Annotated in this window: 25 protein-coding genes; 15 read left to right on the top strand and 10 right to left on the bottom strand. The window is 69.9% G+C overall.

The genetic code is table 11. The features are described from left to right. Positions 1–8: 8 nt before the first annotated feature. The 6 genes from rsmG to hemE form a co-directional block, all read right to left on the bottom strand. Positions 9–650 carry a 16S rRNA (guanine(527)-N(7))-methyltransferase RsmG gene (gene rsmG, locus BMW67_RS08040; RefSeq protein WP_072747026.1) on the bottom strand — a complete coding sequence of 214 codons (642 nt, stop codon included), beginning with the start codon at positions 648–650 and terminating at the stop codon, positions 9–11. After that, the gene (gene mnmG / locus BMW67_RS08035) at positions 647–2,512 is read right to left on the bottom strand and encodes a tRNA uridine-5-carboxymethylaminomethyl(34) synthesis enzyme MnmG (RefSeq protein WP_072747025.1); all 1,866 of its coding nucleotides are present in this window, start codon (positions 2,510–2,512) and stop codon (positions 647–649) included. Before mnmG ends, rsmG begins: the two co-directional genes overlap by 4 nt. 2 nt (positions 2,513–2,514) lie before the next feature. After that, complete coding sequence (gene mnmE / locus BMW67_RS08030) at positions 2,515–3,819, bottom strand: tRNA uridine-5-carboxymethylaminomethyl(34) synthesis GTPase MnmE (protein ID WP_072747024.1); 1,305 nt, start codon at positions 3,817–3,819, stop codon at positions 2,515–2,517. Positions 3,820–3,889: 70 nt separating this feature from the next. After that, a complete protein-coding gene (gene rho / locus BMW67_RS08025; protein WP_072747023.1) occupies positions 3,890–5,161 on the bottom strand; it encodes a transcription termination factor Rho in 1,272 nt (423 codons plus the stop codon). A gap of 140 nt (positions 5,162–5,301) precedes the next feature. After that, complete coding sequence (gene hemJ / locus BMW67_RS08020) at positions 5,302–5,757, bottom strand: protoporphyrinogen oxidase HemJ (RefSeq protein ID WP_072747022.1); 456 nt, start codon at positions 5,755–5,757, stop codon at positions 5,302–5,304. After that, positions 5,754–6,794: a uroporphyrinogen decarboxylase gene (hemE, locus tag BMW67_RS08015; RefSeq protein ID WP_072747021.1), complete on the bottom strand. Its 1,041-nt coding sequence runs from the start codon at positions 6,792–6,794 to the stop codon at positions 5,754–5,756. Before hemE ends, hemJ begins: the two co-directional genes overlap by 4 nt. Before the next feature lie 455 nt (positions 6,795–7,249). Here hemE and BMW67_RS08010 point away from each other — a divergent pair, with 455 nt between their 5' ends. The 5 genes from BMW67_RS08010 to dnaQ are packed head-to-tail and all read left to right on the top strand — an operon-like array spanning position 7,250 to position 10,852. Continuing rightward, positions 7,250–8,071: a pyruvate, water dikinase regulatory protein gene (locus tag BMW67_RS08010; RefSeq protein WP_072747020.1), complete on the top strand. Its 822-nt coding sequence runs from the start codon at positions 7,250–7,252 to the stop codon at positions 8,069–8,071. Beyond that, complete coding sequence (locus tag BMW67_RS08005; RefSeq protein ID WP_072747019.1) at positions 8,068–8,676, top strand: Maf family protein; 609 nt, start codon at positions 8,068–8,070, stop codon at positions 8,674–8,676. The genes BMW67_RS08010 and BMW67_RS08005 overlap by 4 nt, the downstream gene beginning before the upstream one ends. Beyond that, entirely contained in the window at positions 8,673–9,512 is an 840-nt protein-coding gene (locus BMW67_RS08000) for a shikimate dehydrogenase (protein WP_072747018.1), read from the top strand. Before BMW67_RS08005 ends, BMW67_RS08000 begins: the two co-directional genes overlap by 4 nt. A 1-nt stretch (position 9,513) precedes the next feature. Beyond that, a complete protein-coding gene (gene coaE, locus BMW67_RS07995) occupies positions 9,514–10,146 on the top strand; it encodes a dephospho-CoA kinase (protein ID WP_072747017.1) in 633 nt (210 codons plus the stop codon). Continuing rightward, positions 10,139–10,852 (top strand): DNA polymerase III subunit epsilon, encoded by a 714-nt coding sequence (dnaQ, locus tag BMW67_RS07990; protein WP_072747016.1) that lies wholly within the window; start codon positions 10,139–10,141, stop codon positions 10,850–10,852. The genes coaE and dnaQ overlap by 8 nt, the downstream gene beginning before the upstream one ends. 31 nt (positions 10,853–10,883) lie before the next feature. Here the strand turns inward: dnaQ and secB are convergent, their stop codons facing one another. Together secB and BMW67_RS07980 are read right to left on the bottom strand one after the other, a co-directional pair. Then, on the bottom strand, positions 10,884–11,372 hold the full coding sequence (gene secB / locus BMW67_RS07985; RefSeq protein WP_370426841.1) for a protein-export chaperone SecB: 489 nt from the start codon (positions 11,370–11,372) through the stop codon (positions 10,884–10,886). 83 nt (positions 11,373–11,455) lie between these two features. Beyond that, entirely contained in the window at positions 11,456–11,959 is a 504-nt protein-coding gene (locus BMW67_RS07980) for an FxsA family protein (protein ID WP_072747015.1), read from the bottom strand. Positions 11,960–12,147: 188 nt separating this feature from the next. Here BMW67_RS07980 and BMW67_RS07975 point away from each other — a divergent pair, with 188 nt between their 5' ends. The 3 genes from BMW67_RS07975 to BMW67_RS07965 are packed head-to-tail and all read left to right on the top strand — an operon-like array spanning position 12,148 to position 14,534. Beyond that, positions 12,148–12,810 carry a Tim44/TimA family putative adaptor protein gene (locus BMW67_RS07975; protein ID WP_342707602.1) on the top strand — a complete coding sequence of 221 codons (663 nt, stop codon included), beginning with the start codon at positions 12,148–12,150 and terminating at the stop codon, positions 12,808–12,810. After that, positions 12,807–13,880 carry a murein transglycosylase A gene (gene mltA / locus BMW67_RS07970; protein WP_072747013.1) on the top strand — a complete coding sequence of 358 codons (1,074 nt, stop codon included), beginning with the start codon at positions 12,807–12,809 and terminating at the stop codon, positions 13,878–13,880. Before BMW67_RS07975 ends, mltA begins: the two co-directional genes overlap by 4 nt. A gap of 9 nt (positions 13,881–13,889) precedes the next feature. Further along, positions 13,890–14,534: a Smr/MutS family protein gene (locus tag BMW67_RS07965; RefSeq protein WP_072747012.1), complete on the top strand. Its 645-nt coding sequence runs from the start codon at positions 13,890–13,892 to the stop codon at positions 14,532–14,534. Between the two features lie 10 nt (positions 14,535–14,544). Here the strand turns inward: BMW67_RS07965 and dapB are convergent, their stop codons facing one another. Both dapB and BMW67_RS07955 read right to left on the bottom strand, forming a co-directional pair. Then, positions 14,545–15,369, bottom strand: a complete 825-nt coding sequence (gene dapB / locus BMW67_RS07960) for a 4-hydroxy-tetrahydrodipicolinate reductase (RefSeq protein WP_072747011.1) — start codon at positions 15,367–15,369, stop codon at positions 14,545–14,547. 55 nt (positions 15,370–15,424) lie between these two features. Next, positions 15,425–15,994, bottom strand: coding sequence for a PAS and helix-turn-helix domain-containing protein (locus tag BMW67_RS07955; protein WP_072747010.1), 570 nt, complete (start codon positions 15,992–15,994; stop codon positions 15,425–15,427). Between the two features lie 80 nt (positions 15,995–16,074). Here BMW67_RS07955 and BMW67_RS07950 point away from each other — a divergent pair, with 80 nt between their 5' ends. Genes BMW67_RS07950 through BMW67_RS07920 form a run of 7 tightly spaced genes read left to right on the top strand, consistent with a single transcriptional unit; the run spans position 16,075 to position 24,274 of the window. Beyond that, positions 16,075–17,376: an acetylornithine deacetylase/succinyl-diaminopimelate desuccinylase family protein gene (locus BMW67_RS07950; protein ID WP_072747009.1), complete on the top strand. Its 1,302-nt coding sequence runs from the start codon at positions 16,075–16,077 to the stop codon at positions 17,374–17,376. Between the two features lie 25 nt (positions 17,377–17,401). Beyond that, positions 17,402–18,874 (top strand): ABC transporter substrate-binding protein, encoded by a 1,473-nt coding sequence (locus BMW67_RS07945; RefSeq protein ID WP_072747008.1) that lies wholly within the window; start codon positions 17,402–17,404, stop codon positions 18,872–18,874. A 58-nt stretch (positions 18,875–18,932) separates the two neighbouring features. After that, entirely contained in the window at positions 18,933–19,454 is a 522-nt protein-coding gene (locus tag BMW67_RS07940; protein WP_072747007.1) for a hypothetical protein, read from the top strand. Then, positions 19,451–20,398, top strand: coding sequence for an ABC transporter permease (locus tag BMW67_RS07935; protein WP_072747006.1), 948 nt, complete (start codon positions 19,451–19,453; stop codon positions 20,396–20,398). Before BMW67_RS07940 ends, BMW67_RS07935 begins: the two co-directional genes overlap by 4 nt. Then, positions 20,395–21,213, top strand: a complete 819-nt coding sequence (locus BMW67_RS07930) for an ABC transporter permease (protein ID WP_072747005.1) — start codon at positions 20,395–20,397, stop codon at positions 21,211–21,213. The genes BMW67_RS07935 and BMW67_RS07930 overlap by 4 nt, the downstream gene beginning before the upstream one ends. Then, a complete protein-coding gene (locus BMW67_RS07925) occupies positions 21,210–22,823 on the top strand; it encodes an ABC transporter ATP-binding protein (protein WP_072747004.1) in 1,614 nt (537 codons plus the stop codon). Before BMW67_RS07930 ends, BMW67_RS07925 begins: the two co-directional genes overlap by 4 nt. Next, the gene (locus tag BMW67_RS07920; protein ID WP_072747003.1) at positions 22,820–24,274 is read left to right on the top strand and encodes an aldehyde dehydrogenase family protein; all 1,455 of its coding nucleotides are present in this window, start codon (positions 22,820–22,822) and stop codon (positions 24,272–24,274) included. Before BMW67_RS07925 ends, BMW67_RS07920 begins: the two co-directional genes overlap by 4 nt. Positions 24,275–24,277: the final 3 nt, after the last annotated feature.

Below are 24,277 nucleotides of genomic sequence, written 5' to 3'. Positions count from 1 at the left end.
AAGGCTGGTCAGGCGTGCTGGACACGGGAAAACCTCGATATTTCCAGGATTTGGCCGCGGGGATCGACCCGACTTGGCATGAGCCGCGCGTCGATATTCCAGCTTTTTCGCGCCTCGGTCAACTCCGACAGCGCATTGGCGCCTTTCGGGAAAAGCAGGCGCGGCGAGAATGGCGCGAAGCGTTCGGTCATGTCGAGAAGCTTGGAGAGCGGCGCCAGCGCCCGGGCCGAAATGACTTCATGTGGCCCTGCCGGGATGGACTCGATCCTCTTGTTCAGAACGGTCGCATTCACGCTCATCTCTCGCGCCGCGGCAAGAAGAAAGGCGCACTTGCGACTGTCGGACTCGACGAGCGTAACCTGAAGGGTCGGATTGAGCTCGGCTGCGATGGCGGCGATCACGAGGCCCGGAAAGCCACCGCCGGAACCAAGGTCCAGCCAGGACGTGATGACTTCCGGCCGCAGAAGCCACAGTTGGGCGGAGTCGGCGAAATGACGTTCCCAGATTGAATCGAGGGTGGAAGGACCGACCAGATTGATCGCGCGATTCCAGCGACCGAGAAGCTGCTCGAAGAGATCGAGCCGCTCGAGCGTTTCACGTGAAACACCGACCTCGTTGGCGAGGAAATTTTCAACGTCACGCCGGTTCATACGGCGCGCTTGCGGATGCTGGCGAGAACAAGCGCCATGCCGGTTGGCGTGACGCCCTCGATGCGCATGGCCTGGGCCAAGGTCTCGGGCCGGGCTGCGGCCAGGCGTTCCTGCAGCTCGGCGGAGAGGCCCGCGACTCGACGGTAGTCGAAATCGGGCGGGATCGGGATCGATTCGCTCGCGCGAAGGCGCGCAATTTCCTGTTCCTGCCGCTCAAGAAACGGCGCGTATTTCGCGTCGCGGGCAATCTGGTCGCGAATGTCGGCGTCCAGTTTTGCCAGCTCCGGCGCGATTGTGCACAACGCATCCCAAACCTGGTCTCCGGCGCCAAGGAGCTGGTAAAGAGAGCGTCGCGCGCCGTCCATGTTGACGCGTATCCCAGCCGAACGCGCCTCTTGGGGCGAAACCGTGCGGAATTTGAGTAGCGATCGGGCGGAGTCAAGCCGGCGCAATTTCTCCTCGAACCTCCGCTGCCGCTCTTCCGTGACAAGGCCCAGGCTGACGCCCTTCGGGGTCAGCCGCTGGTCGGCGTTGTCGGCCCTAAGGCTGAGCCGAAACTCGGCGCGCGATGTGAACATGCGATAGGGTTCGCTGACCCCGCGCGTGACGAGATCATCGACCATGACGCCGATATAGGCTTCATCACGCGAGAGCTCCAAGACCTCGAGCCCCCGAGCGAATGCGGCCGCGTTTGCGCCGGCGAGCAATCCCTGCCCCCCGGCCTCTTCATACCCAGTGGTCCCGTTGATCTGACCCGCAACGAAAAGGCCCGGCAAATCCTTGAGCATCAAACGGCGGTCCAGCGCTCGTGGATCAATGAAGTCATACTCGACCGCATAGCCCGGCTGCGAAATCTCGGCCTTCTCCAGCCCCTTGATCGTGCGGACATATTCAAGCTGGATGTCGGCCGGGAGCGACGTCGAGATCCCGTTCGGATAGATGGTCTGGGCGCCCGCGCCCTCGGGCTCAAGAAAGACCTGATGTGCGCCCCGTTCGGGAAATCTCGTCACCTTGTCTTCGATGGAAGGGCAGTAACGCGGACCGCGCGCGGCGATGTGGCCGCCATACATGGCGGATTTCGAGATATTCTCTTGAATGATCTCGTGCGTGCGTTCGTTGGTCGACGTGATGTAGCACGACTCCTGCGGCGCAATGATCCCGTCCGTGAGGAACGACATGAAGGAGGGGTCGGCGTCGCCGGCTTGCTCCTCGAGAATCGAGAAGTCGATGCTGCGTCGCCAGAGTCGCGGCGGCGTGCCGGTCTTGAGGCGCCCCATGGGCAGACCCATGCACTCGAGTTCGAGCCCAAGAGCCGTTGCCGCGCGCTCGAAGACCCGGCCACCGCTTTGCGACTGGTCGCCGACGAATAGCTTGCCCCGCAGAAACGTGCCGGTGGCAAGGACCACAGCCGCGCAACCGATGACGTCTCCGCTCGCGAGAACGACGCCACTAATTTGGCCCTGTCGGCAGTTCAATCGCTCGACCTCGGCCTCGATGACATCGAGATTGGGCAATGCCGCCACAAATTTCTGGACGTATCTGCGGTATCGGTCGCGGTCGGCCTGAACCCTTGGCCCTTGAACGGCGGGGCCCTTGCTTCGATTGAGCAAGCGGTAGTGAATCGCCGAGTAGTCGGCCGCTCGCGCCATCACGCCGTCCAGCGCATCGATTTCGCGAACGATGTGACCTTTCCCAAGGCCGCCGAAGGCGGGGTTGCAAGACATCTCGCCAATCTTCGAGGCATCCAGGGTGATCAGCGCCGTGCGCGCTCCGCGGCGCGCGGCCGCGCAGCCGGCCTCGACGCCGGCATGCCCGCCGCCGACCACCACCACGTCATAACGCCCGTGTTTCACGTGAAACATGCCTATTTCCCTATGCAGAAACTGGCGAAGACGTCATCCAGCAGGTCCTCGACATCGACCCGCCCGATCAGAGCCTCAAGTTGCCTTAACGCGTAACGCAGTTCCTCGGCAAGAATCTCGGGCTCGCCGATCCCGGATCGCGCCAACGAAAGACATCTTTCCAACGCCTCCGCGCCGCGCTCCAGCGCGACGCGTTGGCGAACGCGGATCACGTGGCTCGATGTCTGCGCCGTCGCCCGAAGGCGATTGAACAGCGTCTCAAGCAGCAAGTCCACGCCTTTTCCGGTCAATGCGGATACGGCCAAACCATCAGGGGCGGAGCCTCGATCCGCCTTGCTGATGACGAACAGGTCGGCATCGCTCAATGCAATCTCCGGCTCGGCGCCATCGTCGATCTCCTGCAGCCAAAGCCGAACATCCGCGTTTTCCGCCGCCTTGCGAGAACGTTCGATGCCGATCCTCTCGACCGGATCATCCGTTTCCCGCAGCCCGGCGGTGTCGAGGAACGTCACCGGCAGGCCCCAAAGATCCAGATGCACCTCGATGACGTCCCGAGTCGTCCCCGCATGCTCCGAAACGATTGCCGCGTCGCGCTTCGCCAGAGCGTTGAGCAGCGTCGACTTGCCCGAGTTTGGCCGCCCCAGGATCGCTACCCGGAAACCCTCCCTGATACGCTCAGCCGCCTGGGCCCCGGAAAGCTCCGCCTTGACTTCGGCAAGAACCGTCTCCATGGCGTCCGCCGCGCCATCGAGCAAACCCGCGGGCAAATCTTCGTCCGCGAAATCGATGCCGGCTTCGATCAACGCCGCGGCGCGGATGAGCCTTTCGCGCCAATGATCGACCAGCCGGCTCAAGCCGCCCTCCATGACCCGCATGGCCTGAAGCCGCTGCGCTTCGGTTTCGGCGGCGAGCAGGTCCGACAGCCCCTCGACCTGCGCAAGATCCATGCGGCCGTTGAGCAGCGCCCGGCGCGTGAATTCGCCCGGCTCGGCCGGCCTCAGCCCCTCCATCTTCGCCAAGGCATCCAGGACCGAGCGCACGACCGCTGCGCTTCCGTGCAGGTGCAGCTCGGCCGTCGGCTCGCCGGTGAAGCTGGCCTCGGCTGCGAAACGCACCACCAGGGCATGGTCCAGAGTCTCGCCATTCGATGGGTTCGCCACTCGCCGCAGGACCATCCTTCGCGGCTCGGGCAAAGGTCCAGCCAGGGCCGACAGGGCGGAATCGGCCAGCGGTCCCGAGATGCGGATGACGGCGACGCCCGCCTTGCCGGGCGCCGTCGCCTGGGCGAAGATCGTTTCCTCGTCCATCGACCACTCCAATAAAATCGGCCCGAACAGCCTGGTGCTCGGGCCGATCGACGAAAATTCCGGTCGGGAGTCAGGCGTTCATCGAATCGAAGAATTCGGCGTTGGTTTTGGTCTGCTTGAGCTTGCCGAGCAGGAAATCGATCGCGTCGGCCGGACCCATGGGGTTCAGGATGCGGCGCAGGACGAACATCTTGGCCAGGTCGCTCTTCTCGACCAGAAGCTCTTCCTTGCGGGTGCCGGATTTCAGGATGTCGATCGCCGGGAAGACGCGCTTGTCGGCGACCTTGCGGTCAAGCACGATCTCCGAGTTGCCGGTTCCCTTGAACTCTTCGAAGATCACCTCGTCCATGCGGCTTCCGGTATCGATCAGCGCGGTGGCGATGATCGACAGCGAACCGCCCTCTTCGATGTTCCGCGCGGCGCCGAAGAATCGCTTCGGCCGTTGCAATGCATTCGCGTCGACGCCGCCGGTCAGAACCTTGCCCGAGCTGGGAATGACCGTGTTGTAGGCGCGTCCCAGCCTGGTGATCGAATCAAGCAGGATCACGACGTCGCGGCCATGTTCGACCAGGCGCTTGGCCTTTTCGATCACCATTTCCGAAACCGCGACATGCCGCGTGGCCGGCTCGTCGAAGGTCGAGGAGATGACCTCGCCCGCGACCGAGCGCTGCATGTCCGTCACTTCCTCGGGGCGCTCGTCGATCAGCAGGACGATGAGGTAGCACTCGGGATGGTTCTTCTCGATCGAGTGCGCGATGTTCTGGAGCAGAACCGTCTTGCCGGTCCGCGGCGGCGCGACGATCAGGCAGCGCTGTCCCTTGCCGATCGGGGCGACCAGATCGATCACGCGCGCCGACTTGTCCTTGGTCTGTTCGTCTTCGATTTCCATCTTGAGCCGCTCATTCGGGTAGAGCGGCGTCAGATTGTCGAAATGGACCTTGTGGCGCGCCTTCTCGGGATCTTCGAAGTTCAGCGTGTTCAGCTTGACCAGCGCGAAATAGCGTTCGCCTTCCTTCGGCGCACGGATCAAGCCCTCGACCGTGTCTCCGGTGCGCAGGGCGAATTTGCGGATCTGGTTGGGGCTGACGTAAATGTCGTCCGGTCCCGGCAGATAATTGGACTCGGGCGAGCGCAGGAACCCGAATCCGTCCTGAAGAACCTCAAGCACGCCGCCGCCGATGATCTGGACATCCCGGTCAGCAAGCTCTTTCAGGATGGCGAACATCATGTCCTGCCGGCGCATGGTCGACGCGCCTTCGATCTCGAGCTCTTCGGCGAACTCCAGCAGGGCAGTGGGCGACTTCTCCTTCAGGTCGGAGAGCTTAAGTTCTTGGATTTCCATGTATTTCCCGAAGATTTGCGCGCGCGGCCTCGTCTCTCGGCAGCTGGCGGCAAGAGGATTTCCGTGCGGGAAGGAGGGTCGGACAGGGGTGCACGGACGCGCGAAATGCTACGGGAAGGCGGCCGCGCTTGTCAAGATCCTCAGAACGGCTCGACGATGGCCATTATCACGATCAGAACCATGAGAAGGGTCGGGATCTCGTTGATCATGCGAAAGGCGCGGCCCGAGCGTCGATTGGCGCCCGCCTGAAAGGCGCGCATCTCGCGCCCCAGGAACTCGTGATAGATGGTCATGGCCACGACCAGCGCCAGCTTGGCCTGCAGCCAAGCCGCGGCCAGGATCCCCTCGAGCCCGATCGCGATCAGCATCGACGCGCCGAAAATCCAGCTCGAGATCATCGCCGGAACCATGATCGCACGATAAAGCCGCCGCTCCATGACCTTGAAGGTTTCGTCCAGAACCGGCTCGGCGCGTCCGCGTTCGGCGTGATAGACGAAAAGCCGCGGCAGGTAGAAGATCCCGGCCATCCAGGCGATGACGCTCATCACATGCAGCGCCTTGAGCCAGTCGTAATGCGCGGCCAGCCAGTCCGTCATTCCGCGCTCCGCACGATTTCGACCAGCCGCGCGACGTTGTCGGGATCGGCGTCCGGCGTGATGCCGTGTCCAAGGTTGAAGACATGCGGCCCGTTGCGCAGCGCGCGCAAGATGCGCCGCGCCTGGGACTCGAGACGCGCGCCGCCCGTCACCAGCAAGAGCGGATCGAGGTTGCCCTGCACCGCGCATTTTCCTTGCAGATTCTCTGCGGCCCAAGCCGGATCGACGCTTTGGTCTATGGCGATCGCGTCAGCGTCGGTGGCCTTGACGAACGCCGCGCTGCGCGCGCCGGCCCCGCGGGGAAAGCCGATGATTGGCACGTTCGGATGCCGTTCCTTCAGCGCCGCGGCGATGCGGTTGAAGGGCGCGATGCAGCAGGTTTCGAAATCCTCGAAATTGAGCGGTCCGGCCCAGCTGTCGAATATCTTGACCGCTTCTGCGCCAGCCTCGATCTGCGCGTCCAGATATTCGATGGTGGCTTCGGTGATCCGGTCGAGCAACGCGGCGAACAACTCGGGCGCCTCGACGATCATGCGCCGCGCCGGGGCCTGGTCCGGCGTTCCGCGCCCGGCGATCATGTAGGTCGCGACCGTCCAGGGCGCGCCGGCGAAGCCGATCAACGCGACGTGCGAGGGCAGCTCGCTGCGCAAACGGCGGACGGTTTCGTAGATGGGCGACAAGGTTTCGTGGACTGCCGAGGCCGGCTTCAGAACGGCCAGGTCCTCCTTGCGTATGACGGTGGACAGGCGCGGGCCCTCTCCGGCCTCGAAGGCCAGTTTGGCGCCCAGGGCCTGGGGAACCAGAAGGATGTCGGCGAACAGGATCGCCGCGTCGAAGCCGAAGCGTCGGATCGGTTGCAGCGTCACCTCGGTGGCCAGGTCCGGGTTGTAGCAAAGATCGAGGAATCCGCCCGCCTTCTCGCGCACCGCCCGGTATTCGGGCAGGTAGCGTCCCGCTTGACGCATGAGCCAGATCGGCGGCGTCGGCAGGGTTTCGCCGGCCAGGGCGCGCAGAAGGGTCTTTGTCGGCGGGGTCATGTCATCCTCAGAGAAACAGGGGGAGATTTGAAGGTTGTAGTGCTTAGTAGGGCCCCTGCACAGTGGGGATTACCGTTTCGAGTCCGAAGCTCCACAAGGTTATCCACAATTTTGTCCAGCGCGCGCGGATTCATCGCCGCTTTTCAAGGTTCTCCACGCCTGTCGTGTTGATAAAAAACATCGAAAAAACAAATTCTTAAGCCATAAGCGTGAGAGTTTTCCTCAGCTCGGCGCGCCATGCTGCGGCGGGGCGTCGCGATGGGCGAAAGTTATCCACAGCCGACGCGGCCGGGGCCGGATTCCTCGTCAACAGGTGGATGACTCGGGCGCCCGATTGAAGCGATCTCGCCACACCTCGCGCCGATGCCGGGTTATCCCCGACAATCCACGCTATCCCCAGGCGCGCGTCGCGGCCAATATGCGCCGCGCGCACGAGAACACCGGAAAGGCGATTCATGTCCGCTTACGTTCTGCATCTGGTCTCGGACTCGACGGGCGAGACGCTCAGCGTCGCGGCGAACGCGGCGCTGAGCCAGTTCGAGGACCCGAAGGTCAAGCGGCGCATGCATGTCTTCGTGCGCTCGCCCAAGGACGTCGAGCGCGTTCTGGAGGATGTCGAGAAACACCCCGGCGCCGTCGTCTACACCCTGCTCGATCAGAGCTTGTGCGCCCGGCTCGAGGAAGGCTGCCGCAAGCTCGGCGCGCCCACCGTGCCGCTGCTCAAGCCGCTCTTCGCTCTGCTCGAACAGGCGCTTGGCCCCGCGCGCAGGTTGCGGCCGGGCAAGCAATACGAAACCGACCGGTCCTATTTCGACCGCGTGGCCGCCATCGAATACGCCATGTCGCACGATGACGGGGCGGTCGGCGACCGTCTGCGCCGCGCGGATGTGATCCTGCTGGGCGTCAGCCGCACGTCCAAGACGCCGACCTGCCTTTACCTGGCCGTGCGCGGCGTCAAGGCGGCCAACGTTCCGCTGGTTCCGGGCCGGCCGCTGCCGCCCGAGCTCGAGCAGGCGATCGCCGAGGGCGTGCCCGCCATCGGCCTGACCGCCAGCCCCAACCGGCTGGCGCAGATCCGCGGCCAGCGGCTGCGCGCCATCGGCGGCGAGGGGGGCGACGGATACGCCGATCCCGAGCGCATCCGCGAAGAGGTCTCGCAGGCCCTGCTCACCTTCCAGCGCCTCGGCGTGCCGGTGATCGACGTCACGCGCCGCTCGATCGAGGAAACCGCCGCCTCGATCATGGCCGAGCTGCGCGCGCGGGGGCGGGCGGAATGAGCGCCCGGGTCGTTCTCGCCTCGGCCAGCCGCGCGCGCGCCCGCATGCTCGAGGCGGCGGGCGTTCCCGTCGTCATCGAGCCCGCCCGCGTCGACGAGGCCGAGATCAAGCGCGCCATGCTGGCCGAGGGCGCGCCCGCGCGCGACGTCGCCGACGCCCTGGCCGAGATGAAGGCCATGCGCGTCGGGCTCCGGCGCGCCGACGCGCCGGGCGATCTGGTTCTGGGCGCCGACCAGGTGCTGGTCTGCGAGGACCGCCTGTTCGACAAGCCGGCCGATCGCGCCGAGGCCGCCGCGCAGCTGCGCGCCCTGCGCGGCCGCACCCATCAGCTGCTGTCGGCTGCGGTCATCGTGCATCAGGGCCGGCCCGTCTGGCGTCATGTGGGGCGCGCGCAGCTTGCCATGCGCCCCTTCTCGGACCAATTTCTGGATGACTATCTGGACCGGCTGGGCGATACCGTGACCGAGACGGTCGGCTGCTATCATCTCGAAGGGCTTGGCGCGCAGCTCTTCAGCCGCGTTCAGGGCGACCACTTCACGGTCCTCGGCCTGCCGTTGCTCGAGATTCTGGGTTTCCTGCGCGCCAGGGGAGTTTTGGGGGAATGACCGAGCACGACCGCGTTCCGCTTGCGGGGGTCGTCGGCTGGCCCATCGCGCATTCGCGATCGCCGCGCCTGCATCACCACTGGCTGCGGCGCTACGGGTTGGCGGGCGACTACGTGCCGCTGGGCGTCGCGCCGCGCGACTTCGAGGCCGCCTTCCGCGCGCTGCCCCTCTTGGGCTTTCGCGGGGTGAACGTCACCATTCCCTTCAAGGAAACCGTGCTCAAGCTGGCGACCAAGGTTTCGGACCGCGCCTCGCTGATCGGCGCGGCCAACACCATCACCTTCCGCGAGGACGGGACCATCTACGCCGACAACACCGACGGCTACGGCTTTCTCGAGAACCTGCGCGCAGGGGCGCCGGGGTGGAAGGCGTCCGACGGTCCGGCGCTGGTGTTCGGCGCCGGGGGCGCGGCGCGGGCGATCATCTCGGCGCTTCTGTCCGACGGCGCGCCGGAAATCCGCCTGACCAACCGCACCCGCGCGCGGGCCGAGTTCCTGGCCGAGCATTTCGGCGCCAAGGTGCGGGTGGTCGACTGGATCAAGGCCGAAGCCGCCATGGACGGCGCCGCGACGCTGGTCAACGCCACCGCGCTGGGCATGACCGGCCATCCGCCGCTGCCCGTCTCGCTGCGGCGCGCGCCCAAGTCGATGCTGGTGACGGACATCGTCTACACGCCCTTGATGACGCCCCTTCTCGAAGAGGCGCGCGAGCGCCGCATGCGCTGGGTCGACGGCCTGGGCATGCTGCTGCACCAGGGCCGGCCGGGCTTCGAGGCGTGGTACGGCGTCGCTCCCGAGGTGGACGAGGAGCTGCGCCGCGCGGTGCTGGAGGATTGACATGCGCGTTCTCGGCCTGACCGGCTCGATCGGCATGGGCAAGTCCACCACCGCCGCCATGTTCGCCGATCGCGGCGTGCCCGTCTGGGATGCCGATGCGGCGGTGGCGCGGCTTTACGGCCCCGGCGGCGCCGCGGTCGAGGCGGTGCGCGCCGTCGCGCCCGGCTGCGTGATCGACTCGGCCGAGGGCGCGCGCGTCGACCGCGCCGCGCTGCGCGCCGCGGTCACGGCCGATCCGTCGCTGATCCCGCGGCTCGAACAGGCCGTGCATCCGCTGGTGGGCATGGACCGCGCCCGGTTTCTGGACGAGGCCCGCGCCCAGGGCGCGCCCGTGGCGGTGTGCGACATTCCCCTGCTGTTCGAAACCGGGGGCGATGCGGCCTTCGACGCGGTGGTCGTCGTCTCGGCGCCCCCCGAGATCCAGCGCAGCCGGGTGCTGGCCCGTCCGGGCATGAGCGAAGAGACCTTCCGCGCCATCCTGGACCGCCAGATGCCCGACGCGCAAAAGCGCGCAAGGGCCGATTTCGTCGTCGATACGGGGCGGGGCCTCGACCATGCCCGAAGCCGCGTCGGCGCGATTCTCGACGCCGTGCGCGACGGTCGCCTGCGCGACGAGGAGGACCGCGATGCGTGAGATCGTTCTCGACACCGAAACCACCGGCATCGACCCCTACGACCCCTCGGGCCGCCATCGCATCGTCGAGATCGGCGCCGTCGAGCTGGTGAACCACGTCGCCACCGGCCGCCACTATCACCAGTATCTGAACCCCGAACGCCCCATGCCGCGCGAGGCCTTCGAGGTGCACGGCCTGGGCGACGACTTCCTGGCCGACAAGCCGCTGTTCAAGGACGTGGCGCAGGCGTTTCTGGACTTCATCGGCGACGCGAAGCTGGTGATCCACAACGCCCGCTTCGACATGCGCTTCATCAACGCCGAGCTCGAATGGGCCGGCCTGCCGCCCCTGCCCATGAGCCGCGCCATCGACACGCTCGAGATGGCGCGCAAGCGTTTTCCGGGCGCGCAGAACACCCTCGACGCGCTGTGCCGCCGCTTCGGGGTCGACAACTCGGCCCGCGACAAGCACGGCGCGCTGCTCGACTCCGAGCTTCTGGCCGAGGTCTATCTCGAGCTGATCGGCGGCCGTCAGCCCGATTTCGCCCTGGGCGTGATCGAGGGCGGCCGCGGGCAGAGCCGCCCAGACGGCGCCGAGGCCGAGTGGGTCGCCCCGCCGCGGCCCGCCCCGCTGCCTTCCCGGCTGACCGAGGCCGAGCGCGTCGCGCACGAGGCCTTCGTCGCCGAACTGGGCGAAGACGCCCTGTGGCGGCGCCTGGGCGGCTGAGCGCGGCGCGCCCGCTCGCCCAGGTCCCGGCTCAGGCCTGGCCCGAGCCTTCGGCGGCGGCCTGCTCGGCCTGGCGGCGCTGAAGCTCCTGGCGGTAGATCGCCACGAAATCGACCATGTCCAGCATCAGCGGCGGATAGCCGCCGTCGCGCGTGACGTCGGCGATGATGCGGCGCGCGAAGGGGAACAGCTGGCGCGGGCATTCGATCAGCAGGAAGGGATGCAGCTGCTCCTGCGGCACGTTGACCACGTGGAACACGCCCGCATAGTCCAGCTCGACCATGAACAGCGACTCCTCGCCCGACTTGGCGTTCGCCGTGATCTTGAGCGACACCTCGTAGCGGTCCTCGCCGCGCGCGCGCGCGTCCAGATTGACGGCCACCTGGATGTCGGGCTTGCCCTGCGGCGCCTGCTGCTTGATGGCGGCGATGTTCTCGAAGGACAGGTCCCTGGTGAACTGCGAAAGGATGGAAACCTGCGGCTGCGGGGGCTGCTGGGCGTTCTCGGCCATGTCGGACATGCTCCGTTCAATGATGCGGTCGGGCGGCTGCGCCCGCGCCGATGGCTAGCACTTCCGGCCGGCCGCGACAATGCGCGCCCCGCTCAGCGCGGCGGAACGCGGCGCGCGTCCGGGTCCGGTTCGGGCCTGGGGCGGCCGTCCTCGTCGAGGACCACGAACTCGGCGTCGATCACCTCGTCCTCGCCGGCCGGACCCGGGCCGGGGCCGGTGCGCGCGGCGTGCACATGCACCTCCATGCGCGCGGCCATGTGACGCGAGGCCCAGCGGATGACCGCCGCCCGCACCGGCCGGATCAGCAGCGCCAGGCCCACCGCGTCGGTGAAGAAGCCCGGCGTCAGCAGCAGCAGCCCCGCCGCCAGCACCAGCGCCCCATGCGCCAGCGCGCCCGCCGGATCGCCGCCCTGCGTCAGGCTGCGCTGAAGATCGTCGATCGCCTCGCGCCCCTGCGCGCGCAGCAGCAGCGTGCCCGCCGCCGCCGTGGCCAGCACGATCGCCAGCGTGGGCCACAGCCCCAGAAAGCCGCCGACCTTGATGAAAAGCGCGATCTCGACGATCGGCACGGCGACCAGGATCAGGAAAAGCCACATGGGGAGACATCCTCCGCTTGCGTCTCGGGCGCTGCGAAACGCAAGCTGGTTGGACTTGCGCCGCGCCACGCCTTACATAGGCTCTAGCCGGGCCGGGCGCCACGTTCCCGCAAGGGGATCTGGCGCGCGCCCGGGGCGGCCCCGAAACGCGATCCCAGCGAGACGCAATCGAAGACATGAACAGCGCCATGATCGAACTCCTGATACTCGCCGCGATCGCGGTGTTCGTCTTCCTTCGGCTGCGCAGCGTGCTTGGAACGCGCACCGGCTTCGAGAAGCCGACCGTGCCGCCCCTGCGCCCGGTCGAGGCCGACGCGCCCGCCGCGCCGTCCTGGTCGGGCGAGGACCGAGAGCGCACCCTCGAAGAGGAGATCGCCCGCGTCGCCGATCCCGACAGCGAAACGGCGCTGGCGCTGCGGCGCATGGCGCGGGCCGAGCCGGGCTTCTCTCCGGTCGCCTTCATCGAGGGGGCCAAGCGCGCCTACGAGATCATCCTCATGGCCTATGAGAACGGCGATCTCGACACCCTTCGCCCGCTGCTGTCGGACGAGGTGTATCAGAGCTTCGCCGACGCCATCGAGCGCCGCCGCGCCCAGGGGCTGACCGTGGACGCGCGCTTCATCGGCGTGCGCGAGGCGCGGATCTTCTCGGCCATGTTCTCCGAGGACACGGGCGAGGCCGATGTCGAGGTGCGTTTCGTGGGCGAGCTGATCTCGGTCGTGCGCAACGCCGATCACGACATCGTCGAGGGCGACCCGAACGAGGTCCGCCGCCAGACCGATCTGTGGACCTTCACGCGCAAGATGGGATCGTCCGATCCCAACTGGATCCTGACCGCGACGGGCGGATGATCGGCGCGCTTCGGGCAGGCCTGGCGGCGCTGGCGCTGGCCGCCATGACGCCGGGCGCGCCCGGCTGGGCCGGCGGGCCATGGCGCGCGCTCGACTTCGCGCAGCTGCAGGGCTGGGCCGACGAGGATCACGCCGCCGCCCGCCGCGTCTTCGCCGCCACCTGCGACCTCGCGGGCGCGGGCGGGCGCGGCGACGGGGCGCCGGGCGTCGCGCTGAGCCCCGAGGACTGGCGCGCAGCCTGCGCCGCGGCGCGCGACCCGGCGATCGAGGCGCGGCGGTTCTTCGAGACCTTCTTCGTTCCGGTGCTGGTTTCGCCGCCCGAGGGCGGCTTGCTGACCGGCTATTTCGAGCCCGAACTGCACGGCGCCCTGCGCCCGGATGCGCGTTTCCGTCACCCGCTGCATGCCGCGCCGGACGACCCGGCCTTGCGGCGGCTGACGCGCGCGCAGATCCGGGCCGGCGCGCTGCGCGGCCGCGGGCTCGAGCTGGTCTGGCTCGATGATCCCGTGGCGGCCTATTTCCTGCACGTCCAGGGCAGCGGCCGCGTCCGGCTGACCGACGGGCGGGTGCTGCGGCTGGGCTTCGCCGGGCGCAACGCGCATCCTTACCGCTCGCTCGGCCGCGCGCTGGTCGAGGCCGGCGCATTCGCGCCGGGGCGGCTTTCGGCCCAGCGGCTGCGCGCGTGGCTGTCCGAGGATCCCGAGCGGCTGCGCTGGCTGGACGTGAACCCGTCCTACATCTTCTTTCGCGAGATCGCTGAGCTTGACCCCGATGACGGCCCCATCGGCGCCATGGGCCGGCCGCTGCATGCCGGGCGCTCGGCGGCGGTCGATCCGGCCTTCGCGCCCCTTGGCGCGCCACTGTGGGTCGAGGCGCCGGGCGCGCCGCCCCTGCGGCGGCTGTTCGTGGCGCAGGATGTGGGCGCGGCGATCAAGGGGCCGGGGCGGGTCGATCTGTTCTTCGGCGCGGGCGAAGAGGCCTTCGAGAAGGCCTCGGCCATGCATGGGTGCGGACGCGTGGCGGTGCTGCTGCCGGTCTCGGCGGCGCGGCGCCTGGCGCTGGCGCGGTGAGGGCGCGCCATGGCCCGCCGTCGCCGCCCGCGTCGATTGACCCCCGAGGAAAGCGCCCTGTGGAGCCAGGTCGCCGCCACGGCCGACCCCATGCGCCCCACTCCGCCGCCCGCGCCGTCCGAGGCGCCGCCCTCGGCCCTTCGGGGCGCGCCGGCGCAGCCCGCCATCGAGGCGCCGCCGCGCAAGTCGCCGCGCCGGCCGGGCGCCGCGCCGCCGCCCCCGCCCCCGTCGCCTCCGGCGCCGTCGGTCGCCTTCGACTTCGCTCCCGAGCCCTATGACAGCCTGGCGCCGGCCGAGGGGCTGGACCGCCGCACCGCGCGGCGTCTGCGCGCCGGCCGGCGCGAGCCCGAGGCGCGGCTTGACCTGCACGGCATGACGGCCGAGCGCGCCCACGCCGCGCTGACCGGATTCGTGCGCGCCAGCCGCATGCGCGGGCTGCGCTGCGTTCTGATCATCACCGGCAAGGGCGGGCGCGCGCGCTGCGCGGGCGAAGACGCGCCCTTCATGGCGCCCGCCGAGGGCGTGCTGCGCCGCGCGGCGCCGCGCTGGCTGCGCGCGGGACCGCTGGCGGGAATGGTGGTGGGCATCTATCCCGCCCATCGCCGCCATGGCGGCGAGGGCGCCTTCTACGTATACCTCAAGAAGCTGCGCTAGGGCCGGGGCCTCAGTCGCGCTCCAGGCCCAGAACGTCGAGCATGTCGTATTCGCCGGGCTTGCGGTCCTGGCCCCAGATCGCGGCGCGCACCGCCCCGCGGGCGAACAGCATCCGGTCGGTGGCCACATGGCGCAGCACGATGCGCTCGCCCGCGCCGGCGAAGATCACCTCGTGCTCGCCCACCACGTCGCCGCCGCGCAGCGAGGCGAAGCCGATCGCGCCCGGCTTGCGCGGGCCGCACATGCCGTCGCGCGCGCGCTCGGCCGCTTCGGCCAGCGTGGTTCCGCGCCCCTCGGCCGCGGCCTCGCCCAGCATCAGCGCCGTGCCCGAGGGCGCGTCCACCTTGCGGTTGTGGTGCATCTCGAGGATCTCGATGTCGAAGCTTTCGTCCAGCGCCTTCGCCACCTTGCGCGTGAGCATCGTCAGCAGGTTCACGCCGAGCGACATGTTCCCCGCCCGCACGATGACCGCATGGCGCGCGGCGGCGGACAGACGCGCAAGGTCCTCGTCGCCGAAGCCGGTGGTGCCGATCACATGCACGCAGCGCGCCTGCGCGGCCAGCGCCGCATGCGCCAGCGTCGCGGCCGGCGCGGTGAAGTCCAGCACCGCCCGCGAGCGGGCGAAGGCCTCGAGCGGGTCGTCCTCGACCGTCACGCCCATGGGCGCGCCGCCCAGCGCCTCGCCCAGGTCGCGGCCGATCCATGGGTGACCGGGGCGCTCGGTGGCGCCGGTCAGGACGACGGCGGGGTTCTCGCGCACCGCCTCGATCAGCATCCGGCCCATGCGGCCGGACGCGCCGACGACGGTGACGGGAATGGGGGCGGTCTGGGTCATGCCTGCTCTCCTGCTGGGTGGTGGGCGCCTTGATAGCGCGCCCCGCGCGCCGCGCCTAGCGGTCGGTGGCCGGCATCCCCGACAGAAGCGCCAGCAGCTCGGCGACGTTGGCCGCGCCGAACTTGCGCAAGAGGCGCGCCCGGTGGGCCTCGACCGTGCGCGGCGACAGCGACAGCGCCTGCGCGATCTGCTTCGATGTGCGCCCGTCGAACAGATGCATGACGATCTGCCGCTCGCGCGGGGTCAGGCTGTGGGCCGGGCGCTGGTCCGACAGATCGGCGAAGCTCAGCACCACGCGGCTGAGCGGGTCGTCCGGGTGCGGCGTGGTCGCGCGCACGCGAACCCAGAACAGCGTGCCGTCGCGCCGGGCCATGATGCGCTCGTCCGAGTAGCGGCCCGAGGCGCGCAGCGCCTCGATCCCGATGTCGCCGAACTGCTCGAACTCGGCCGCCGAGGGATACAGATCGCGAAAGGAGCGCCCGATCAGCTCGTAGCGCTCATAGCCGAACATCTGCGCGAAGGTGCGGTTGCAGACCCTGATGACGCGGCGCTCGGCCAGGGCGATCCCCACCGGGGCGCCGTCGAAGGCCAGATCCCACAGCTGCTGGTCGGCGGTCGGGTCCATAGGGTGGTTCCACGATATTGCGCGGCGCGCGCAGGGGCGCGGATAATTCTTGCGCAAGGCAAGCATGAAGGAGCCGGCAGATGCAAGACGCCGCGATCCGCGCCGCGATCGACGCCGCCATCGAGGCGCGCCGCGAGGATCTGATCGAGCTGACGCGCGCGCTGATCCGCGTGCCCTCGGTCAATCCGCCCGGCGCCGATTACGAGGCCTGCGCGCGCATCGTGGCCGACCGGCTGGCGGCGGCGGGCTTCGACGCGCAGCTGATCCGCGCCGAGGGCGCGCTGGCCGACAGCGAGCGTCACCCGCGCGTCAACGTCTTGGCCCGGCGCGAGGGCGCCGGCCCCGGCCCGTGCGTGCATTTCAACTCGCATTACGACGTCGTTCCCCCCGGCCAGGGCTGGAGCGTGGACCCGTTCGGGGCCGAGCTGCGCGACGGCCGCATCTATGGCCGCGGCGCGTGCGACATGAAGGGCGGGCTGGCGGCCTCGATCATCGCCGCCGAGGCGCTGGCCGAGCTGGGCGGCTGGCCCGGCGCGATCGAGGTGTCGGGCGTGGCGGACGAGGAATCGGGCGGCTTTGGCGGCGCCGCCTGGCTGGCGCGGCGCGGCCTGTTCGCCGCGGGGCGGCAGGATCACGTCATCATCCCCGAGCCCTTCTCGCCCGACGGCGTGTGCATCGGCCATCGCGGCGTGTGGTGGGGCCGAATCGAGACCTTCGGCCGCGTAGCGCATGGCTCGATGCCCTTTCTTGGCGAGTGCGCGGTGCGGCGCATGGGCTGGGTGCTGCATGCGCTCGAAACCGAATACATCCCGCGCATCGCCGCGCGCGTCGCCGCGGCGCCCGTCGTGCCCGAAGCGGCGCGGCGCGCCTCGCTCAACATCGCCGCGCTGCATGGCGGCCAGCCCGAGACGGCCGAGGGCTTTCTTGCGCCCAACGTGCCCGACCACGCCAGCCTGGTCTTCGACCGCCGCCTGATCCCCGAGGAAGACCCCGCCGAGGTCAAGGCCGAGCTGCGCGCCCTGCTCGACGAGGTGGGCGCGCGCCACGGCTTCGAGGCGCGGCTGACCGACCTGTTCGAGGTGCGCCCCACCATGGCCGACCCCGAGGGCCCCGTCGCGCGCGCCGTGCGCGGGGCCGTGCGCGACGTTCTGGGGCGCGAGGCGCGGGTGGTGGTTTCGCCCGGCACTTACGATCAGAAGCACTTCGACCAGATCGGCGGCGTGCGCGACTGCATCGCCTACGGGCCCGGAAGGCTGGACCTTGCGCATCAACCCGACGAATATGTCGAGGTGGAGGATCTTGCGGCGTCGGCAAGGGTCATGGCGCTGGCCGCATGGCGGCTGCTGACCGCCGGCGCGGCGAAGGATGCGGCGCCGGCATGAGCGCCGCGCGACAGGGAGCGAAGGCATGGAACTGTTTACCAGAACGGCGGCGGCGCTGGCCATGATGATCGGCGCGGCGCAGGCGGCGCCCACGCATCTGACCGTGGGCATGCAGCTCGAGCCGCCCAATCTCGACCCCACCGCCGGCGCCGCCGCGGCCATCGACGAGGTGACCTACGCCAACATCTTCGAGGGCCTGACGCGCATCGGCCCCGACGGCTCGGTGCGGCCGGCGCTGGCGCGCTCGTGGGAGGTGTCCGAGGACGGGCTGACCTACGTCTTCCACCTGGTCGAGGGGGCGCGCTTTCACGACGGCGCGGCGTTCGACGCCTCGGACGTGAAGTTCAGCTTCGAGCGCGCCATGGCCGAGGGCTCGACCAACGCGCAAAAGGGCCTGTTCGAGCCGATCGAGAAGATCGAGGTCCTGGACCCCGCCACCGTGCGCATCACGCTCAAGCGTCCGACCGGCCAGTTCCTGTTCAACATGGGCTGGGGCGACGCGGTGATCGTCGATCCGGCCAGCGCCGAGGGCAACGCCACCCATCCGATCGGCACCGGCCCGTTCCGGTTCCGCAACTGGGTCAAGGGCGACAGCGTCACCATCGAGCGCAACCCCGACTACTGGGGAACGCCGGCGCGCCTTGAAAGCGCGACCTTCAAGTTCATCGCCGACCCGACCGCGGCGCTGGCGGCGCTGATGGCCGGCGACGTCGACGCCTTTCCCGGCTATCCCAGCCCCGAGACCGTGCCCCAGCTTCAGGCCGATCCGCGCTTCGAGGTGGTGATGGGCTCGACCGAGGGCGAGACCATCCTTTCCACCAACAACGCCCGTCCGCCCTTCGACGATCTGCGCGTGCGCCGCGCCATCGCTCACGCCATCGACCGGCAGGCGATCATCGACGGCGCCATGTTCGGCGTCGGCACGCCCATCGGCAGCCATTTCGCGCCTCACAACCCCGCCTATGTGGACCTGACCGCCCTCTATCCGCACGACCCCGACAAGGCGCGCGCCCTTCTGGCCGAGGCGGGCCATCCGAACGGCTTCAAGGCCACGCTCAAGCTGCCGCCGCCCTCCTATGCGCGGCGCGGCGGCGAGCTGGTCGCCGCGCAGCTGCGCGAGGTGGGCATCGACCTGACGATCGAGAACGTCGAATGGGCGCAGTGGCTCGAGCAGGTGTTCCGCGGCAAGGATTACGACCTGACCATCGTCTCGCACACCGAGCCCATGGACATCGGCATCTATGCGCGGCCCGACTACTACTTCCAGTATGACAATCCGGCCTTCCGCAAGCTGATGCAGGACCTGAACGCCGCCGTCGACCCGGCCCGCCGCGCCGCCATCCTGGGCGCCGCGCAGGCGGTGATCGCCGAAGACGCCGTGAACGGCTTTCTGTTCCAGCTGGGCAAGATCGGCGTCTGGAACGCCAAGGTCAAAGGCCTGTGGCATGACGCCCCCACCCAGGCCAACGACCTGACGGCCGTCTACTGGGAAGACTGACCGCGCCCCGCGCGCCCGGCCCAGGCCGGGCGCGCGGCGGCGAACGCAAGGACGCAGCATGGCCCGGTTCCTCGTCGCTCTGGCATTCGTCGCATTGGGCTGGCTGCTGTGGCGCAACCTCGCGCAGACGCGGCCGGCCCCGGCGCGGCGCAAGCTGTGGGACGCGCCGCTGCGCCCGGGACATGTGGCGATCCTGCGCGCGCGGCCGGCCTGCTGGGGCTGGTGGGCGGCGCTGGTCGCGGCGACGGCGGTGCTGGCCTGGACCCTGTATGAGCGCGTGCGCATGGGCCAGCCTCTGGCCGACGCGCCCATGCACCTGGCGCTGACGCTGATCTTCGCCGCCGCGGCCGTCTGGCGCTTCGTGCAGCTGACCGAGCATGTGACCGTGACCTGGGACCGCATCCGTTCGCAGAACATCCTTGGCCCGCGCTACGACGTGCCGATCGAACAGGTGTCGGCGGTGTCGGAAAGCGGCGCCATCGCGCTGGCCGACGGCCGCGCGCTCGAGCTCTCGCCCTGGCTCGAAGGGCGCCGCTGGCTGGCGCACGAGCTGCGCGCGCGGCTGGAGGCGCGCCGATGATCGCCTTTCTGGTCAGGCGCGCGGCGACGCTGGCGCTGACCCTGCTGGCGGCCACGGCGGTGATCTTCGTGATGCTCGAGGTCGCGCCCGGCGATCCGGCGGTGACCATGCTGGGGCTCAACGCCTCGGACGAGGCCGTGGCCGCGCTGCGCGCCGAGCTGGGGCTGAACGCGCCCCCGCTCGAGCGATACCTGGCCTGGCTTGCGGGCATGCTGCGCGGCGATTTCGGCGTCAGCTACACCTACCGCACCCCCATCGCCGAGCTGATCGCCGATCGCCTGGCCGTTTCGGGGCCGCTGACGCTGTATGCGCTGGCGCTGTCCACGCTCATCGCCATTCCGGCGGGGGTTCATGCGGCGGCCCATCGCGGGCGCGCGGCCGATGCGGCGACGCTGGGGCTGGTGCAGATCGGCGTCGCGACGCCCAATTTCTGGGTGGCGATGCTGCTGGTGCTGGCGTTCTCGACCGGGCTGCGCTGGTTCTCGGCGGGCGGCTTTCCGGGCTGGGGCGATCCGCTCGAGGCGATGCGCGCGCTGACGCTGCCGGCCGTGTCGCTGGCGCTGCCGCAGGCGGCGATCCTGACGCGGGTGATGCGCTCGGCGTTGATCGAGACCATGTCCGAGGACTACATCCGCACGGCGCGCGCCAAGGGTCTGACCGAACGCCAGGCGCTGCGCCGCCACGCCCTGCGCAACGCCATGATCCCGGTGCTGACCATCATCGGCATGCAGTTCAGCTTTCTTCTGGCCGGCGCCGTCATCATCGAGAACGTGTTCTTCCTGCCCGGGCTGGGGCGGCTGGTGTTCCAGGGCGTCGTGCAGCGCGACCTGATCGTGGTCAAGTCGGTGCTGACGCTGCTGGTGCTGGCGGTCACGCTGGTGACGCTGGCGGTGGACGCGGCCTATGCGGCGGTCGATCCGCGCCTGCGCGCGAGGCGGCGATGAGGCTCTCGCCCGCGCTGGTCATCGGCGCCGCGCTCAGCCTGACGGCGGTCGGGCTGGCGGCGCTGTCCTTCTTCTGGACGCCCTACGACGTCACGCGGCTGACCGTGGCGGCGCGGCTGCAGCCGCCCTCGGCGCAGCACTGGTTCGGCACCGACCATTTCGGGCGCGACATCTTCTCGATGGTCATGGTCGGGGCGCGGGCCTCGATCGCGGTGGCGCTGGTGGCGGTGGGCGTGGGCGCGGGGCTGGGCGTGCCGCTGGGGCTGGCCGCCGCGGCGCGGCGCGGCGGCTGGCTGGACGAGCTGGTCATGCGGCTGAACGATCTGATCTTCGCCTTTCCCTCGCTGCTGCTGGCGATCATGATCACCGCCACGCTCGGCCCCGGGGCGTTCAACGCCGTCATCGCCATCGGCATCTTCAACATCCCCGTCTTCGCCCGTGTCACGCGCGGCGCCGCGCTCAGCCTGTGGACGCGCGACTTCGTCCTGGCGGCGCGCGTGGCGGGCAAGGGCGCGGCGCGCATCTCGGTCGAGCATGTGCTGCCCAACGTCACCAATCTGCTGATCGTGCAGGCGACCATCCAGTTCAGCCTGGGCATCCTGGCCGAGGCGGGGCTGAGCTATGTCGGCCTGGGCGTGCAGCCGCCCATGCCCTCGTGGGGGCGCATGCTGAACGAGGCGCAGACCATGATCTACGTCGCGCCCTGGTTCGCGATCTTTCCGGGGCTTGCCATCGTGCTGACGGTGCTGGGGCTGAACCTGCTGGGCGACGGCCTGCGCGATCTGTCCGACCCGAAGGTGAGGCGCGCGCGATGAGCCTTCTGCGCATCGACAGGCTGTCGCTTCGCATCGGCGCCGCGCAGGTGCTGCGCGACGTCTCGCTCCACATCGCCCCGGGCGAGGTGCTGGGCGTGGTCGGCGAAAGCGGCTCGGGCAAGTCGATGACCGCGCTTTCCGTGATGCGCCTTGCGCCGCGCGGCGTCGCCGAGGGGCGCGTGCTGTTCGAGGGCGAAGACCTTCTGGCCGCCTCCGAGGCGCGCATGTGCGCCCTGCGCGGGGCCGCCATCGGCATGGTGTTTCAAGAGCCCATGACCGCCCTCAACCCCCTTCACCCCATCGGCCGACAGGTCGAGGAGGTGATCCGCCTGCACCGCCCCGACCTTGACGCCCGCGCCGAGGCGCGCCGCGCGCTCGAGCGCGCCGGCCTGCCCGCGGACCGCGTGCCGCATGACCGCTATCCCCACGATCTGAGCGGCGGCCAGCGCCAGCGCGTGGTCATCGCCATGGCAACGGCGCTGCGGCCCAGGCTGGTCATCGCCGACGAGCCGACCACCGCCCTCGACGTGACCACGCAGGCCCGCATCCTCGACCTGCTGCGGCGGCTGACCGCCGAGGACGGCGCGGGCCTGATGCTGATCACCCACGACCTGGCGGTGGTCGCCGAAATGGCCGACCGCATCGCCATCATGAAGGATGGCGAGGTGGTCGAGACGGACGAGACCGTGCGCCTGTTCCGCAACATGCGCCACCCCTACACGCGCGCGCTGTTCCAGGCCTCGGTTCACCAGCCCGCGCGCCGCGCCCGCCCCCCCGGCGACGAGGTTCTGCGCGCCCGCGAGGTCACGCGCGAGCATGTCTCGCGCCGCGGCCTCTTGCGCCGCCGAACGGCGTTCCGCGCCGTGGACCGCGTGTCGCTGGCCATCCGCCAGGGCGAGAACGTGGGCCTGGTCGGCGAAAGCGGCTGCGGCAAGTCCACGCTGGCGCGCGCGCTGCTGGCGCTCGAGCCGTTGCAGGGCGGCGCGGTGACGCTGTGCGGCGCGCCCTTCGCGCCCGGCGCGCCGCCCGAGCGGCGCCGCCACGTCCAGGCGGTGTTCCAGGACCCCTATGACAGCTTCGACCCGCGCTGGACCGTGGCGCATCTGGTGGCCGAACCGCTGCACATGCTGCGCCCGCGCATCACGCGCGCCGAGGCGCGCCGGCGCGCCGCCGCCGCCCTCGAGCGGGTCGGTCTGGGGGACGAGGCGCTCGACCGCTACCCGCACGAATTCTCGGGCGGCCAGCGCCAGCGCATCGCCATCGCCCGCGCGCTGGTGTGCGAGCCCCGCCTGGTGGTGCTGGACGAGGCGGTCAGCGCGCTGGACGTGTCGGTGCGCGCGCGCATCCTCGACCTGTTGGCCGAGCTGTCCGACCGGCTGGATCTGAGCATGCTGTTCATCAGCCACGATCTGCACGTGGTGCGCGCCGTGACCGACCGCGTGGCGGTGATGCAGGCCGGACGCATCGTCGAGGAAGGCCCGACCGAGCGCATCTTTTCCGCGCCCCGCCACCCCTGCACGCGCGCCCTGCTCGAGGCGACGCCGGACCTCGAGCGGGCGCTGGCCGCCCGCGCCGCCCGCGCCCCGCACGAAAAGGAGCCCGCCCGATGACCGACCCGGACCTGCCGCTGTTCTTCGACCCACGCCGGATGCTGATCGGCGGCGAATGGCGCCCGGCGCGGCGAAGCATGACGCTGCGCGATCCCTCGACGGGCGCGCCGCTGGCCGAGGTCGCCCGCGCCGACGCGGACGAGATCGAACAGGCCGTCGCCGCCGCGCGCGCCGCGCTCGATGGGCCGTGGGGCCGCATGCCGGCCTACGAGCGCGGCCGCATCCTGGCCCGCATCGGCCGCCTGGTCGAGGAGCGCATCGAAGAGCTGGCCGCGCTCGAGGCCCGCGACGTCGGCAAGCCGCTGTCGCAGGCGCGGGCCGACGCCCGCGCCCTGGCCCGATACATGGAGTTCTACGCCGGCGCCGCCGACAAGGTCCACGGCCAGACCATCCCGTATCTTGACGGCTACACCGTCTACACCTTGCGCGAGCCGCATGGCGTGACGGGTCACATCGTGCCGTGGAACTATCCGATGCAGATCATCGGCCGCTCGGTCGGCGCGGCGCTGGCGATGGGCAACGCGGCGGTGCTCAAGCCCGCCGAGGACGCCTGCCTGACCGCGCTGGCCTTCGCGCGCCTTGCCTGCGAGGCGGGGCTGCCCGCGGGCGCGCTGAACGTCGCGCCGGGTCTGGGCGAAGAGGCCGGCGCCGCCCTTGCCGCCAGCCCCGGGGTCGATCATCTGAGCTTCACCGGCTCGGTCGCCGTCGGCGTCCAGGTCCAGGCGGCCGCGGCGCGCAACGTCACGCCCGTCACGCTCGAGCTGGGGGGCAAGTCGCCGCAGCTGGTGTTCGAGGACGCGGACCTGGACGCGGCGCTGCCCTTTCTGGTGGGGGCGGGCATCCAGAATGCGGGGCAGACCTGCTCGGCCGCGTCGCGCATCCTGGTGGCGCGCGCGCGGTTTGACGAGGCGGTTGAGCGCATGGCCCGGCGCTATCGCGCGCTGCGCGTCGGTCCGGCGATGCGCGACCCCGACGTCGGCCCGCTGATCTCGGCGCGGCAGAAGGCGCGCGTCGAGGGGTTGCTGGCCGCGGGCGCCGATCTGAGCGTGGCGGCCGAGGGGCGCATCGACGCCGACGCGCCGGCGGGGGGCTTTTACGTCGCGCCGCGGCTGCTGACCGGCGCCGCGCCCGACCATCCCCTTGCGCAGGAAGAGATCTTCGGCCCCGTCCAGCTGGTCATCCCCTTCGACGACGAGGACGAGGCCGTGGCCATCGCCAACGGCACGCCCTACGGTCTGGTCGCCGGCGTCTGGACGCGGGACGGCGCGCGGCAGATGCGCCTGGCGAAAAGGCTGCGGGCGGGGCAGGTGTTCGTGAACAACTATGGCGCCGGCGGCGGGGTCGAGCTGCCCTTCGGCGGGCGCGGCGCCTCGGGCCATGGGCGGGAAAAGGGTTTCGAGGCGCTATACGGCTTTTCCACGGTCAAGACCGTGGCGGCCCTGCATGGCTGACGC

The organism is Oceanicella actignis, from assembly GCF_900111545.1.
Taxonomy (GTDB): domain Bacteria; phylum Pseudomonadota; class Alphaproteobacteria; order Rhodobacterales; family Rhodobacteraceae; genus Oceanicella; species Oceanicella actignis.
This window is presented reverse-complemented; position numbering and strand designations above follow the sequence as displayed.

Bases quoted from the DNA above. Each gene is read 5' to 3' on its own strand.
- rsmG (WP_072747026.1), bottom strand. From the start codon at position 650: ATGAACCGGCGTGACGTTGAAAATTTCCTCGCCAACGAGGTCGGTGTT.
- mnmG (WP_072747025.1), bottom strand. From the start codon at position 2,512: ATGTTTCACGTGAAACACGGGCGTTATGACGTGGTGGTGGTCGGCGGC.
- mnmE (WP_072747024.1), bottom strand. From the start codon at position 3,819: ATGGACGAGGAAACGATCTTCGCCCAGGCGACGGCGCCCGGCAAGGCG.
- rho (WP_072747023.1), bottom strand. From the start codon at position 5,161: ATGGAAATCCAAGAACTTAAGCTCTCCGACCTGAAGGAGAAGTCGCCC.
- hemJ (WP_072747022.1), bottom strand. From the start codon at position 5,757: ATGACGGACTGGCTGGCCGCGCATTACGACTGGCTCAAGGCGCTGCAT.
- hemE (WP_072747021.1), bottom strand. From the start codon at position 6,794: ATGACCCCGCCGACAAAGACCCTTCTGCGCGCCCTGGCCGGCGAAACC.
- BMW67_RS08010 (WP_072747020.1), top strand. From the start codon at position 7,250: ATGTCCGCTTACGTTCTGCATCTGGTCTCGGACTCGACGGGCGAGACG.
- BMW67_RS08005 (WP_072747019.1), top strand. From the start codon at position 8,068: ATGAGCGCCCGGGTCGTTCTCGCCTCGGCCAGCCGCGCGCGCGCCCGC.
- BMW67_RS08000 (WP_072747018.1), top strand. From the start codon at position 8,673: ATGACCGAGCACGACCGCGTTCCGCTTGCGGGGGTCGTCGGCTGGCCC.
- coaE (WP_072747017.1), top strand. From the start codon at position 9,514: ATGCGCGTTCTCGGCCTGACCGGCTCGATCGGCATGGGCAAGTCCACC.
- dnaQ (WP_072747016.1), top strand. From the start codon at position 10,139: ATGCGTGAGATCGTTCTCGACACCGAAACCACCGGCATCGACCCCTAC.
- secB (WP_370426841.1), bottom strand. From the start codon at position 11,372: ATGTCCGACATGGCCGAGAACGCCCAGCAGCCCCCGCAGCCGCAGGTT.
- BMW67_RS07980 (WP_072747015.1), bottom strand. From the start codon at position 11,959: ATGTGGCTTTTCCTGATCCTGGTCGCCGTGCCGATCGTCGAGATCGCG.
- BMW67_RS07975 (WP_342707602.1), top strand. From the start codon at position 12,148: ATGATCGAACTCCTGATACTCGCCGCGATCGCGGTGTTCGTCTTCCTT.
- mltA (WP_072747013.1), top strand. From the start codon at position 12,807: ATGATCGGCGCGCTTCGGGCAGGCCTGGCGGCGCTGGCGCTGGCCGCC.
- BMW67_RS07965 (WP_072747012.1), top strand. From the start codon at position 13,890: ATGGCCCGCCGTCGCCGCCCGCGTCGATTGACCCCCGAGGAAAGCGCC.
- dapB (WP_072747011.1), bottom strand. From the start codon at position 15,369: ATGACCCAGACCGCCCCCATTCCCGTCACCGTCGTCGGCGCGTCCGGC.
- BMW67_RS07955 (WP_072747010.1), bottom strand. From the start codon at position 15,994: ATGGACCCGACCGCCGACCAGCAGCTGTGGGATCTGGCCTTCGACGGC.
- BMW67_RS07950 (WP_072747009.1), top strand. From the start codon at position 16,075: ATGCAAGACGCCGCGATCCGCGCCGCGATCGACGCCGCCATCGAGGCG.
- BMW67_RS07945 (WP_072747008.1), top strand. From the start codon at position 17,402: ATGGAACTGTTTACCAGAACGGCGGCGGCGCTGGCCATGATGATCGGC.
- BMW67_RS07940 (WP_072747007.1), top strand. From the start codon at position 18,933: ATGGCCCGGTTCCTCGTCGCTCTGGCATTCGTCGCATTGGGCTGGCTG.
- BMW67_RS07935 (WP_072747006.1), top strand. From the start codon at position 19,451: ATGATCGCCTTTCTGGTCAGGCGCGCGGCGACGCTGGCGCTGACCCTG.
- BMW67_RS07930 (WP_072747005.1), top strand. From the start codon at position 20,395: ATGAGGCTCTCGCCCGCGCTGGTCATCGGCGCCGCGCTCAGCCTGACG.
- BMW67_RS07925 (WP_072747004.1), top strand. From the start codon at position 21,210: ATGAGCCTTCTGCGCATCGACAGGCTGTCGCTTCGCATCGGCGCCGCG.
- BMW67_RS07920 (WP_072747003.1), top strand. From the start codon at position 22,820: ATGACCGACCCGGACCTGCCGCTGTTCTTCGACCCACGCCGGATGCTG.